10 protein-coding genes are annotated in these 13,267 nt (G+C 43.5%); 7 read left to right on the top strand and 3 right to left on the bottom strand.

Going from position 1 to position 13,267, the window contains the following annotated elements; translation table 11 throughout:
- The coding region (locus tag AACT42_RS05905; protein WP_176432268.1) for a transposase at positions 1 to 149 on the top strand (149 nt) is incomplete at its 5' end.
- Positions 150 to 236: 87 nt separating this feature from the next.
- Here the strand turns inward: AACT42_RS05905 and AACT42_RS05900 are convergent.
- The 3 genes from AACT42_RS05900 to AACT42_RS05890 are packed head-to-tail and all read right to left on the bottom strand — an operon-like array spanning position 237 to position 5,956.
- The gene (locus AACT42_RS05900) at positions 237 to 2,876 is read right to left on the bottom strand and encodes an MlaD family protein (protein WP_094134224.1); all 2,640 of its coding nucleotides are present in this window, start codon (positions 2,874 to 2,876) and stop codon (positions 237 to 239) included.
- Positions 2,869 to 4,128, bottom strand: a complete 1,260-nt coding sequence (locus AACT42_RS05895; protein ID WP_013856919.1) for a paraquat-inducible protein A — start codon at positions 4,126 to 4,128, stop codon at positions 2,869 to 2,871. The genes AACT42_RS05900 and AACT42_RS05895 overlap by 8 nt, the downstream gene beginning before the upstream one ends.
- Before the next feature lie 31 nt (positions 4,129 to 4,159).
- Positions 4,160 to 5,956, bottom strand: coding sequence for an ABC transporter ATP-binding protein (locus AACT42_RS05890; protein ID WP_013856918.1), 1,797 nt, complete (start codon positions 5,954 to 5,956; stop codon positions 4,160 to 4,162).
- A gap of 91 nt (positions 5,957 to 6,047) precedes the next feature.
- Between AACT42_RS05890 and AACT42_RS05885 the strand changes: the two genes are divergently transcribed.
- From AACT42_RS05885 to AACT42_RS05860, 6 genes are all read left to right on the top strand, one after another.
- Positions 6,048 to 6,521 carry a GAF domain-containing protein gene (locus AACT42_RS05885; RefSeq protein ID WP_017041971.1) on the top strand — a complete coding sequence of 158 codons (474 nt, stop codon included), beginning with the start codon at positions 6,048 to 6,050 and terminating at the stop codon, positions 6,519 to 6,521.
- Between the two features lie 99 nt (positions 6,522 to 6,620).
- Positions 6,621 to 7,250, top strand: coding sequence for an RNA chaperone ProQ (proQ, locus tag AACT42_RS05880; protein ID WP_017047653.1), 630 nt, complete (start codon positions 6,621 to 6,623; stop codon positions 7,248 to 7,250).
- Positions 7,251 to 7,267: 17 nt separating this feature from the next.
- Positions 7,268 to 9,262: a carboxy terminal-processing peptidase gene (gene prc, locus AACT42_RS05875; RefSeq protein WP_094133664.1), complete on the top strand. Its 1,995-nt coding sequence runs from the start codon at positions 7,268 to 7,270 to the stop codon at positions 9,260 to 9,262.
- A gap of 141 nt (positions 9,263 to 9,403) precedes the next feature.
- The gene (locus AACT42_RS05870) at positions 9,404 to 10,087 is read left to right on the top strand and encodes a hypothetical protein (protein ID WP_094133663.1); all 684 of its coding nucleotides are present in this window, start codon (positions 9,404 to 9,406) and stop codon (positions 10,085 to 10,087) included.
- A gap of 210 nt (positions 10,088 to 10,297) precedes the next feature.
- Positions 10,298 to 12,904 (top strand): aminopeptidase N, encoded by a 2,607-nt coding sequence (gene pepN, locus AACT42_RS05865; protein ID WP_094183103.1) that lies wholly within the window; start codon positions 10,298 to 10,300, stop codon positions 12,902 to 12,904.
- Positions 12,905 to 12,969: 65 nt separating this feature from the next.
- Positions 12,970 to 13,188 (top strand): DUF2835 domain-containing protein, encoded by a 219-nt coding sequence (locus AACT42_RS05860; RefSeq protein ID WP_013856912.1) that lies wholly within the window; start codon positions 12,970 to 12,972, stop codon positions 13,186 to 13,188.
- The last annotated feature ends 79 nt before the right edge of the window (positions 13,189 to 13,267 follow it).

Here is a 13,267-nt window from a genome sequence, read left to right as displayed (position 1 = left end):
GAAAGAAACTGTGGGGTAATCATTTTTGGGCAAGGGGATACTTTGTTGACACAGTTGGTGTGAATGAAGAAATCATCAGGCGTTACGTAAGGCACCAAGACAAGAAAGATCAAGAATATGAGGCGCAGTTAGAGTTGAAGATAAACTAGCAGCGCAGGGATGCCCCCTTATAGGGGGCTATAAACCAAAGCCGCCTTCTAAGAAGGCGGATTTTTACAAGAATCAAGGTTAACCCTTTAAGGTTTTGGTATGGCTGTTCGCCATTGGCGCCATTCTGGTTTGGCTTCAGGATATAAGTAAAATGCTTGGCCTTGTTTAGCGATAGGCTGTAGCTGTTTTTGCTCTGGAGTGGCAAATGTAATTCCGCCTTTCATGATGCTATCTAACGTGCCTGCTTTTATATTTGCACCAGATAAACCGATGGATACATCGACGCCAGAAGTGTTCCAAAATACGCTATTGCTGCGAACCAGATAAGCGAACTCTTTTTGGATTTCAATGGTAAACATGACGCGGTCTGCAAAGTCTCCTAGAGCAACATGGGTTACTTTGCCTACTTCCATTTCACGGTAGAGAACAGGGCTGTCTTCAGCCACTGATCCTCGTGTTTCACTTTGTAAGGTGAATTCAATACCGAGTGCTTGTTGTGGCTGTTTTTCTAGTTCAAATTGATACTGCACATCGCCAAACCCGGGTTGGACCTCAATGCTGGAACTGAGTAAGTTTTGCAGATTTTCAACACCATTGAAGCCAATCTTAGTTTTCGCTACCCAAAAGTGAGAGCCATTTCTGGCAATGCCTAATGCGTAGCTAGGCTCAATTCTCGCTTGGAGTGTAACTTGGTTTGTCTTGAAATCGGGTGTTACAGAAACAACCTCTCCCACAGTGATATTGTTATATTTGATGGATGTTCCTAGCGTAATGCCAAAGGATGAATCGGCCGTTAAGATGATTTCTTGGCCCGCCTTGCGTGCTTGGTCGTAGTTGTCATAGAGCTTCCACAAATTCTGATCTTTGTTATCAATGCCTTGCAACGAATCAAATGCAATGCCTCCTTGAATTAAAGTTTTTAAAGGAGCGGCTTTGACTTTTACGCCTGCAAGTGTTGCATTAATTTCGATGCCAGAACGGTTCCAAAAAACAGTTTGATTCGTAATCAGATGGCGATATTGATTCTCTATTTTGACCTCGATTTTCACACCTTCTTTAGTAAGCTTAAAGCCAAAAACACTGCCTACTTGAAGGTTACGGTATAGGAGCGGGCTGCCCGGATTGATGGGAGGAAGCTCGTCGGCAAAAAGAGTCAGTGTCTGTGAGCCGCTTTGATTATATTTTGCAAGCTCAGCTAAGGATTTACTTTGATATAGCGGGTATTCATTACTCGCATTTTCAGCGCCTTCGCTGATGAAACTGATTGAGCCGGCGAGCAGTTGTTTGGCAGGAGGGATCGAAACATTAAGGCCTGATTCGGTGAGCTCCGCGGTGGCCGAGCCTGTAATGTAAAAACGATTCTGTGAGCGTATGAGTGATGAGTACTCTTCATCAATCAGCGTATTGAGCACAACACTGTCTTGCTGCAACTTTACGTCAATTACTGAACCTACCGCGATACCTCGATACAAAATCTGGCTGCCCACATCTAAGCCATATGAGCTTTCAGCTGTAAGTTTGATAGCAATCGATTTTGCTTGTGACTGATTAAATTCAAATTGGCGAATTGCAGTGAAACTTCTGGCCTTTTCGCCCTTACCAGGAATGAGTGTCAAGTAATTCCCTTTGATCAAATTACCGATGTTCTCAACTCCAGAGAGTGAGACTTTGGCCTCTTCCAACACAAAACGGCTTCCCGAATTGAGCATATCGCTAAAAGCCGGTTGGATAGCGGCAGAGGCGATGATCTGTTGGTGACTTTTACTGAGCTGCAATTCCGTGATTTGGCCGACTTCTATTCCTCGGTAAATGATGGGGGCACCAGTTTGGTTAATATTATGCTGATCGGGTAGGGTGATTTTCACAGGGATACCACGCCCTGCTGTTTTTAAATCGCGATAGAGACTAAATTGGGTATTTTGTTCAACAGGCTCTCCACCGTCCGGTGAATCGACGGCAATTGAACCACCGATTAATGCACTTAAACTTTCTAAGCGGACGTCAACACCTTCAAAGCCAATGCTTGCACCAACACCGCTGACATTCCAAAAACGGCTTTCATTGGTAATAATGTGGCGATACTCGTCTTTTATCGAGGCTTGAATGAGTACCGACTTTGCATCGTCATCGAGTTTGTAATTAAACACTTCACCAATCGGAATTTTTTTATAGACGATTTGTGAGCCAACAGAAATACCTCCGAGATCGCGAGCCTTTAGAGAAATGATAAGCCCTTGATTAGGCAGTAGATCAGAAGGTGCACCATCTAAAGCACTAAACACTTTATCGTGTTCAGCTGAACTATTTTCGTTACCCGGTTGAATCGCAATATAGTTTCCTGAAACCAACGCATCTAGACCTGAAACGCCAGATAAACTGGCCGTTGGCTTCACTAACCAAAATCGGGTATTGTCATTGAGTAACTGAGTAGCTTCTGGATAAATATCGGCTTCCACATAGATGTTTTCTAATCCTTCGGACAGTTTAATATCTCTTACCATGCCGACTTCGAGCCCTTGGTAGCGAATTGTTGTTCGCCCTGCGACTAAGCCTTGTGCGTCCGAAAAATAGATCTGGATTCGTTCGCCAGCATCGTGAATGGCTTTAACGACTAACCAACCTGCGAGCGCCATGGTGAGTATGGGCAGTATCCACAAAGGTGAGATGCCCCTGTTTCGCTTAACATCGGGAGTGTATGAGGGCTGGCTTGAAATTTGTTTACTCATGTGAAGGCTCGTTTTGGTCTGCGATTTCTGGGTAATTATCCCAGATGAGTCTTGGGTCCATACTTTCCGTGGCGAGCATGGTGAGTACAACCACCAAGCCAAAGGCAACGGCTCCATAACCGGGAGTGAAGTCGAGAATTTGACCGCGATCAACCAGTGTCAACATAATTGAGATGACAAACAGATCCATTACCGACCATTTGCCGATCCATTTAATCGCGAAATAAATGTTCATTCTCTGACGGTGGTAAACCGTTCGCTTAAATTTAATCGCCAGTAATAGATAGGTCAGGCCGAATATTTTTACAATAGGCACGATTATACTGGCCACAAAAATGATGATTGCAATTCCGACCATACCACTATTAATCAGTGACGCAACACCAGAGAAAATGGTGTCTTCTAATCGCTGTCCGTTGGTAATTAAAATCGATATTGGAATCAGGTTCGCGGGGAAAATAGCGACACTTGCTGCAATTAAATAGGCCCAAGTTCGTTGTATCGAGTTGGGTTTCCGGTGATATAATTTTTGCGCGCAACGCACGCAGTGCGTATTTTCTGGTTGTGAAAGATGGCAATGGTGGCAATGCACCTCTTTACGCTCGAAGGCATATTGATTCTCTGGCTGCCACGCTTGCCAATAGCGCCTTACGCTAACTCGAGTCGCTAGCAATACGGTTGCCAGTTGCAGCAAAACTAAACCATACAACCCCACACCGATAAAAATGTCGGAATAATCTTGAAGTTTAAAACAAGATACCGCCACGCTGACTAAAAAAACATCGAGCATTACCCATGCTTTTAATCGCTGAATAATGATCAGTGAGCCACGCAGTAGATGAAACCATCGATAACGCAAGGCGATATGAGCGGTCACTACGGAACCACACACTAAAAGTGGCGCAATAGAGCTGCAAAATAGCACCAATAAAGCGAGCGCTCCAAAGCCCTCTTCAGCCAGCGCAAAGACACCGGATGGCAAGGTGGCGGGGATCATCACCCCAACCAAGCGAATACTGATGAATTCAAAAAAATGAGAGGGGATAAACAGTAACAAGCAAGTGATGGCGACGGCTAAATCCCCAGATAAAGAGGGAGATCCACCGCGGTACAGTTGGGTACCGCAGCGTGGACAATAGGCACTTTTTCCATGCTCAACCTCGACGAGATCAACGGCCAATTCACAGCCGTGACACAACCTCACGCCGTTAGGTGATTGTGGATGTTGAATAAGCGCTGAATGTTGAGACAAACAATCATCCTAATTTATTGTTACCCAATCACTAAACGTACGATTGGAGATTTCCATAAAGGGTCTGATATAACCCATCTTGCTCGACTAATTCTCGATGCGTACCCATTTGGCTAACTTGACCATCTTCCAGCACGTAAATTATATCGGCTTGTTTCACTGCCGAAAGGCGGTGCGCAACAATTAAAGTAGTTCGACCTTTCAAAAATCCAGTCAGAGCATTGTGCAATGCCGCTTCAGTTACCGTATCTAACGCGGATGTTGCTTCATCCAAAATAACAAATTTAGGATTGCTCAGTACCATCCGAGCGATGGCTAAACGTTGACGTTGTCCGCCCGACAAGCGAATACCATTTCGGCCAACTAGCGTTTCTAAACCGTCACTGAGATTCGCAGTCACATCATCCAGTTGTGCAATATGCAGCGCTTGCCATAATTCCTCTTCTGCATATTGACCGCCGAGGGTCAAATTATGCCTTAAGGTGTCGTTGAATAGTATAGGTTGTTGTAATACCACGGCAATGTTATCGCGAATAATATCAAAACTTATCTCTTCAGTGGTCGCACCATTAAAACGGATCTGCCCGGAATTGGGTTGATACACACCAATTAACAGTTGGATCAACGTGGATTTCCCACCACCACTTGCGCCAACCAACGCAACTTTTTTACCCGCCGGAATCGTGAGCGAGAGATCGTTGAGCACACTCTTTTCACTATCGTAGGCAAAATTAACGTGAGAAACCTCAACATCGACCTGGCGGTTATCCGTGAATGGGTTAATTTTGCAAATAGGGCGAGGCTCTTCCTCCAGTGCAAGCAGATCATTAATGCGATGGAAGGCCGCCTTTGCACTGTACCAAGAAAATTGAATACTCAGCAGCTCTTGCACTGGGCCTAACATAAACCACAAATAACCGAAAACGGCGAAAATTTGCCCTATGGTCAAGTCGCTAAAGACCACCATCAGCATCGCGACCGCTCTAAATAGCTCAAAACCAAGTAAAAACAGGAGAAATGAGACGCGCCCTGCAGCCTCTGATTGCCATGCATATTTGTCTGCATTCTCTCGGACTTGGTTGGCTTGCTGTTTGAGTTCATTGAGAAACTCTCGCTCTTTATTAGCGGCACGCAATTGATAAATGCCATCTAATGTTTCGACTAGCCGATTTTGAAAGCGTTCATACGCTTGGTTTTCTCGCTTTTTCAGATGTTTGACTTTGCTTCCGAGTTTACGTGAAAAGTAAATTACAATCGGGTTGACCAATAAAATAAACAGCCCTAAACGCCACTCAAGCCAGAGTAGAACACCCGCTGTGCCTAACACGGTCAGTAGGCTGATGATAAATTTACTGAGTGTGCTACCTATGAATTGATCAATGGTTTCGATGTCGGTGATTAAGTGAGCATTAATACCACCACTGCCTTTGGTTTCGTACTGCCTGATACTGATCCGTCCTAATTTATCAATCATTTTGCAGCGCATTTGGTAAGTGATGGTTTTGGACACCAAAGTAAATTGACGGCTTTGAAGTATGTTGAGCGCTTGGCTGACGCTACGCATCAAGACCACTAGTAATAACGTGAGCGCAATATAGCCTGTTGGGTTTTGCATCGACGTCGGTAGAATAGTATTCATCATCGCCAAACCAGAAGCGGGTTTATTCAGCAGAACTTCGTCGACCATTAATGGCATTAATAGTGGAATAGGGACACTAACCAGCGTTGCAATAACCGCGATCGCATTGGCAAATAGAAGTGTAGGTCGATGTTTTTTTACTTGTTTTATTACCCAAGAGCGGCTAATAGTGTCATTGGAATTAGTCATTATGATGAGAATGCATCCTATTTATCGTGTGAGAAATTGTACGCTGTTCAAAAATAGATGTCTTCCGTTTTCAAAAGGTCGTTGAGTTTATATGAACATAGAAGAATACCGCCGTCTTACCAAGCAGGCGGTGGCACTGGTTGAATCTGAAACGGATTTAATCGCTAATCTTGCCAATTTGAGCGCCTTATTTAACATGGAGCTTGAAGATCTTAACTGGGTGGGTTTTTACCTAATAAAAGAAGAGCAACTGGTTCTCGGTCCCTTTCAAGGAAAACCAGCTTGTGTACGCATTCCCTTAGGAAAAGGTGTGTGTGGTACTGCGGCGGCGACTAACCGTATACAACGTGTTTATGATGTCCATGAGTTTGCTGGTCACATTGCTTGCGATGCTGCGAGCAATTCTGAGTTGGTGGTGCCATTTTCTATCAATGGTCAAGTGGTGGGAGTATTGGATATCGATAGCCCAACAATTGGCCGTTTTTCTGAAATTGATGAGAAAGGGATGGCAGAATTAATGATTGAGATAGAAAAGCTGCTCAATTCACACGCTAACAAGGCATAAATTGGTCATTGCCTGTGGTTTTTCGCATTTAGGTCACTATAATACCGAACATATTTATCTTAATGCCTCGCGGAAAGACCGCATAAACCAGGAATCCTCATGGAAAACACTGAAAAGTTAAAAAACAGCAAAGAAGTTATTGCGTACATTGCTGAATGTTTCCCTAAGTGCTTTACTTTAGAAGGTGAAGCAAAGCCTTTGAAAATTGGTATTTTTCAAGATCTTGCTGAACGCCTAAACGAAGACTCAAAAGTAAGTAAAACACAGCTGCGTGCTGCGTTAAGACAATACACGTCGTCATGGCGTTATCTACATGGTGTTAAACTAGGTGCAACTCGTGTTGACCTTGATGGCAACCCATGTGGAGAGTTAGAAGAAGAACATGTAGAGCACGCACAAGCCGCATTGGCAGAAAGTAAAGCTCGAGTACAGGCTCGTCGTAAAGAGCAAGGACAAAAAGCACGCGAAGAGGCAAAAGCGAAGCAGCCAAAAGCGAAAAAGCCTCAAGCACAAGCTCGTCGTCCTCAAGCGAAAGCGCCAAAATCTGAAAAACCTGTCGAGACGCGCGCTTTAAATGCTGATGAAATGATCACTGGTAAACAAGTGAACGTAAACATGGGTAAAGGAAACATGGCTGCGACCATTGTTGAAGTTAATAAGGAAGATGTGCGCGTTCAACTTGTCAACGGCCTACAAATGGTTGTGAAAGCGGAGCACTTGCGCGCATAAAGGAGAAATTCCTACGCATGAAATGCCGTTCAAAATTAACGTTGATCGCTGCTGGCCTATGGCTAGCAGCGTCATCCGTTCAGGCCTTAGAAGCCACTCTTAGCAAAGAAGATTTACCTCTTCTTGCCCCAGAAATGCAGCATGAAACGGCGAGTAAGCGTGTGACTTCCCGTTTTACTCGTTCTCATTACAAACACTTCAACTTGAATGACGATTTCTCGCAAGCTATCTTCCATCGTTATCTCGAACTGCTCGACTACAACCGCAATATCTTTACTCAGAGCGATATTGATTCCTTTGATACGTGGTCGACACAACTTGATGATCAACTCAAGGCTGGCAATAACCAAATTGCATTTGATGTTTATAACTTATCAATGCAAAAGCGCTTTGAGCGTTTTCAATATGCGCTTTCTCTGCTCGACAAAGAAATTACATTTGAAGCCGATGAATCGATGGAACTTGATCGCTCAAAAGCAGCTTGGCCGAAAGATAAAACCGAGCTCGATAAGTTATGGCAGCAACGTGTCAAATATGATGCACTGAACTTAAAGCTTACGGGTAAAGAGTGGCCGGAAATTAAAGAAACGCTAGGCAAGCGTTATAATAACGCGATCAAACGTCTGTCTCAGACCCACAGCGAAGATGTATTTCAGCTTTATATGAATGCTTTTGCGCGTGAAGTTGATCCGCATACTAGTTATCTCTCTCCACGTAATGCCGAGCAGTTCCAATCAGAAATGAATCTTTCATTGGAAGGGATTGGTGCTGTACTGCAAATGACCGACGACTACACCATCATTCGTTCGTTAGTTGCGGGTGGTCCTGCCTCAAATAGCAAGCAGTTGGGTGAAGGCGATCGTATCATTGGTGTGGGCCAAGATGGCAAAGAGATGGTTGATGTTATCGGCTGGCGTCTAGATGATGTCGTACAACTGATCAAAGGCCCGAAAGGCACTAAGGTGAAGTTGCAAGTTTTGCCGGAAGGTAAAGACGCTAAAAGTCACGTTGTCACTATTGTTCGAGACAAAATTCGTTTAGAAGATCGAGCGGTTAAATCAAAAATCATCGAGAAAAATGGCAAGAAAATCGGCGTGCTTGAAGTCCCTAGCTTCTATGTCGGTTTAGCGCAAGACACGGACAAATTGCTGACTGAACTGAAGCAGAAAAAAGTGGATGGCGTGATCGTCGATTTACGTAATAACGGTGGGGGTGCATTAACGGAAGCGACGGCATTATCCGGCTTATTTATTGAAAGCGGCCCGGTTGTGCAAGTTCGCGATAGCTATGGACGAGTAAACGTTAATAGTGACACGGATGGAAAAATCAGTTATCAGGGTCCTATGACGGTATTGGTGAATCGCTACAGCGCATCAGCCTCAGAAATTTTTGCAGCGGCAATGCAAGATTATGGACGAGCGATCATTGTTGGCGAAAACTCATTCGGTAAGGGAACGGTTCAACAGCATCGCTCGTTGAATCATATCTACGACTTGTTTGATAAAGAATTAGGCTACGTTCAATATACGATTCAGAAATTTTATCGTATTGATGGTGGTAGTACGCAGAATAAAGGTGTTGTGCCTGATATTGCGTTACCCACTGCGATTGAAGCAAAAGATACCGGTGAGAGCGTTGAACCTAATGCACTTCCTTGGGATCAAATTGAGCGAGCTAAATACGACAAGTTACAAGCTAATGAAAAACTGATTGCTAAGTTATCTGCGCAGCATCAAGCTCGTATTGCCAACGATATGGAGTTCGGCTTCATTAACGAGGATATTGCGAAGTATAAAGCGGAGAAAGATGACAACACAATTTCTCTCAATGAATCTGTGCGTAAGCAAGAAAGTGACAAGGCAGATGAATTGCGTTTGGCGCGGATTAACATGCGACAAGTCGCCAATGGTTTGAAGCCCTATAAAACCTTGCAAGATGTGCCTAAAGATTATGAAGCTCCAGATGTTTATTTAGAAGAAGCAGTGGCGATCACTGTTGATATGCTAAATTAGCAACCAGTAGCAATGAAAAGCGAGCCTTAGTGCTCGCTTTTTTGATCTTATTTAAACCAAATAAATAACGTGATATAGATCAAACATTTCGCTTTATCGTACAACCGGTTCTAAGCTTAAGAAAAAAGTGAGGAGCGTGTTATGAAATGGATAAGCATCATTTTTACCTGCATTGTTCTTATCAGCACCAGTGCGGCACAAAGTCAAAGTAGTGGTACGCAGACTCATCAAGACTTAACTCAGTTTGATCTCCCTTTTTTACTTGGTGATTGGTACCTACTTAACCCCAATCCTGACACTTCTTCCGATGATTTTCGTTCTATTAAACTGACCTTGGAATCGAATTATCGTTTCAAGATCGATATTCAAAAGAAAAATTATAATGTGGAGCACTGGGAAGGTGAATTTGACGCCAGCGATAACAGCTTGATTTTGGGGCTTAATTCATCGCAACCTCAAGTTTATCAATACCAAGTGAACCACAACATGCTCAACTTAAACGGCATTATGTTCACTAAAGCTTTACCAAATGCGTTGGCAGGGGTGTGGTCTAGCAAACGGATATTTGGTGAAGATGCGATAGCAACCGACATTAACCAACTTGATCTCGTTTTACAGCCGGATTTTGTATTTATGTTCAGAGTAAGTAGTGTTAATGGTAACGAATCGATCCATAAAGGAGTGTACTACACAGAAGGTGATCATTTGGTGCTCCTTTATGAAGACGGAGAACATGATACTCGCTATACGCTTGTTAGCGATATGTTAACTTTAGAAGTGGAGAATGGTTCCATGTCGGCTGTTTTAGCGCGAGTAAATCCGTAGTCTTGCAATCTTCTATCATAAGAAAGGCAATGAGTGAAATCTGTTGATATATGGGTAAATTGTCAGCGAAATAACGGGGTATTTGTCTTAAATGCCTCGTTTTTCGGTTTGAGGGGTTGTTATTAATGATAACAAGCCTTAGATCTATAGCCATCTTACTGAATGTTTATCAAAAACGTCACATTTCACTCCGTCAACAAGGATTCCGACATGGCTCATACACCCCAAGCCAAGTATCGCAAAGATTATCAATCTCCATCACATACCATTACGGATCTCGAATTAACATTCGATCTCTTTGATACCAACACCACAGTGACTGCCGTTTCTCACGTTAAGCAGCAAAAAGAGAATAACCAATTGGTGCTGGATGGTGAAAACCTTGAGCTGAAATCGCTCAAAGTGAATGGCACCGAATGGCAAGATTTTCAGCTGCTTGAAAGCGGGCTCTCGATCTCATCATTACCTCAAGAGTTTGAATTGGAGATCGTGACACTGATTAACCCTGAAGCGAATACCGCACTAGAAGGGTTATACAAATCGGGTGGTGCGTTCTGTACTCAGTGTGAAGCAGAAGGTTTCCGTCGCATTACTTACTTCCTCGATCGTCCAGACGTTCTTGCAAAATACACAACGACCGTGATTGCTGACAAAAAAGATTACCCATTTTTATTAAGTAACGGTAACCGTATCGAACATGGCGATCTTACAGAAGGGCGTCATTGGGTGAAGTGGCAAGATCCACATCCGAAACCTGCTTACTTATTTGCTCTCGTTGCGGGTGATTTTGACGTATTACGTGATCAATATAAAACCAAGGCCGGTCGCGATGTTGCCCTCGAGATTTTTGTTGATAAAGGTAACCTCGACCGCGCTTCTCATGCGATGACATCACTTATCAACGCAATGAAGTGGGACGAAGAACGCTTCGGCTTAGAGTATGATCTCGACATCTACATGATCGTTGCCGTTGACTTTTTCAACATGGGTGCGATGGAGAATAAAGGCCTCAATATTTTTAACTCTAAGTTTGTGCTAGCCAATGAAAAAACCGCTACCGATACTGATTATTTAGGTATTGAAGCGGTGATTGGCCACGAATATTTCCATAACTGGACTGGTAACCGCGTCACTTGTCGTGATTGGTTCCAATTAAGCTTAAAAGAAGGCCTAACGGTATTCCGTGACCAAGAATTTTCATCTGATTTAGGGTCGAGAGCCGTGAATCGCATTAATAATGTGCGCATTATTCGCGGGCCACAATTTGCTGAAGATGCCAGCCCAATGTCACACCCAATTCGTCCCGATAAAGTGATAGAAATGAATAACTTCTATACATTAACTGTCTATGAAAAGGGCAGTGAAGTGATTCGTATGATGCATACGTTATTGGGTGAAACGAATTTCCAAAAAGGGATGAAGCTCTATTTTGAGCGTCATGATGGCACTGCCGCTACCTGCGAAGATTTCGTGGCAGCGATGGAAGATGCTTCAGGCGTCGATCTTACCCAATTCCGTTTATGGTATAGCCAATCTGGTACACCGATTGTTTCAGTGAGCACTGAATATGACGCACAACAGAAAACCTATGCCTTAACCGTAGAGCAAACAACCGAACCAACGCACGAGCAAAAAGAGAAAGCAGCGCTGCATATTCCTTTTGATGTTGAGTTATACACCGCTCATGGTGATGTAATTGAGTTACAATGTAACGGAAAGCGAATCTCTAATGTACTGAACGTAACACAGGCCAAGCAGACCTTCGTGTTTGAAAATGTGCCAGAGAAACCGATCCCTTCCTTGTTGCGCGAATTTTCAGCACCAGTGAAACTGGAGTATGACTACAGTGATGATGAGCTTATCTTCTTGATGGTCAATGCTCGTAACGAATTTGCTCGCTGGGATGCAGGCCAAATGTTGTTAGCCAAATATATCCGTAGCAATGTGTTTGGAGTGCAGTCGGGTAAGGCGGCGGATTTGCCTGAATCGGTAGTTGATGCATTCCGTGGTGTGTTACTGAGTGAGGCTCTAGAGCCTGCTTTTATTGCGGAAATGCTCTCATTACCTAGCCATAATGAGGTTTCAGGTTGGTATAAACGTGTGGATGTTGATGCCATAGCGACCGTACTTAAAGCGATGAAAGTACAGCTTGCTAACGCATTACAAGACGAGCTCAATGCGGTTTACCACAGTTTAAAACAGACAACATACAGCATTGAACATAGTGCAATTGGTGAACGAGCATTACGCAATACTTGCCTTGCTTATTTAGCTTATACCGACCAAGGCAATGATTTGGTGCTGGCTCAGTATCACAGCGCCAACAACATGACTGACACCATCGCCGCTATGAGCGCTGCGAATAGTGCACAGCTTATGTGCCGTCAAGCACTGATGGATGATTACAGCAATAAATGGAAACACGATGGATTGGTGATGGATAAATGGTTTACATTGCAAGGGACTAACCCCGCGCCAAGTGTTTTGGATACCATTCAACAAACCATGAAACATGAAGCATTTAGCTTAAAAAATCCAAATCGTACTCGTAGTTTAATTGGTTCATTCCTCAGCGCAAACCCAGTTAATTTTCATGCAAAATCGGGTGAGGGATACCGTTTTGCAGGGCAGATACTGCGTGAACTCAATGATAGTAACCCCCAAGTTGCGTCGCGTTTAATTGATCCTTTACTTAAATTCAGGCTCTACGATGAAACTCGTCAAGCAATGATGAAATCGGAGTTGGAGACTTTGAAGTCAATGGATAATTTAGCTCGGGATCTCTTTGAAAAAGTAACAAAAGCGCTCGAATCTTAAGGATCTTAACTCTACTAAGAGCGAGGTGACAGATACGTCTCCTCGCTCTATTTTGGTTAACGGCTATGAAGCAATACTATTTTACTCTCAATATTTCTTATCAAACTTACTTAGCGCACTATTCTGGTGTAGCAAGCTCTGTACAAGTCTACACAGATCAAGGTTTACGCCTTCAGCTACCCGCATCTCGATTTCGTCCATTTCTTAGCCAAATTGGAGTAAAAGGTCGATTTCGGCTGACAACTGACCAAAATAACAAGTTTGTAAAGTTAGAAACTCTGTGAGCCGCTGATTTTCTAGATATTTAAATAGGAATCTTAATCACATTCTCAAACATTTCACCTCAGACCTGTCCTAAAACTG

The organism is Vibrio sp. V15_P4S5T153 (assembly GCF_963874485.1).
Taxonomy (GTDB): domain Bacteria; phylum Pseudomonadota; class Gammaproteobacteria; order Enterobacterales; family Vibrionaceae; genus Vibrio; species Vibrio anguillarum.
The sequence above is the reverse complement of the archived record's forward strand: the minus strand, read 5'-3'. Positions and strand labels throughout refer to the sequence as shown.

Coding starts and splice junctions, on each gene's coding strand:
- AACT42_RS05900 (WP_094134224.1), bottom strand. CDS start 2,876: ATGAGTAAACAAATTTCAAGCCAGCCCTCATACACTCCCGATGTTAAG.
- AACT42_RS05890 (WP_013856918.1), bottom strand. CDS start 5,956: ATGACTAATTCCAATGACACTATTAGCCGCTCTTGGGTAATAAAACAA.
- AACT42_RS05885 (WP_017041971.1), top strand. CDS start 6,048: ATGAACATAGAAGAATACCGCCGTCTTACCAAGCAGGCGGTGGCACTG.
- proQ (WP_017047653.1), top strand. CDS start 6,621: ATGGAAAACACTGAAAAGTTAAAAAACAGCAAAGAAGTTATTGCGTAC.
- prc (WP_094133664.1), top strand. CDS start 7,268: ATGAAATGCCGTTCAAAATTAACGTTGATCGCTGCTGGCCTATGGCTA.
- AACT42_RS05870 (WP_094133663.1), top strand. CDS start 9,404: ATGAAATGGATAAGCATCATTTTTACCTGCATTGTTCTTATCAGCACC.
- pepN (WP_094183103.1), top strand. CDS start 10,298: ATGGCTCATACACCCCAAGCCAAGTATCGCAAAGATTATCAATCTCCA.
- AACT42_RS05860 (WP_013856912.1), top strand. CDS start 12,970: ATGAAGCAATACTATTTTACTCTCAATATTTCTTATCAAACTTACTTA.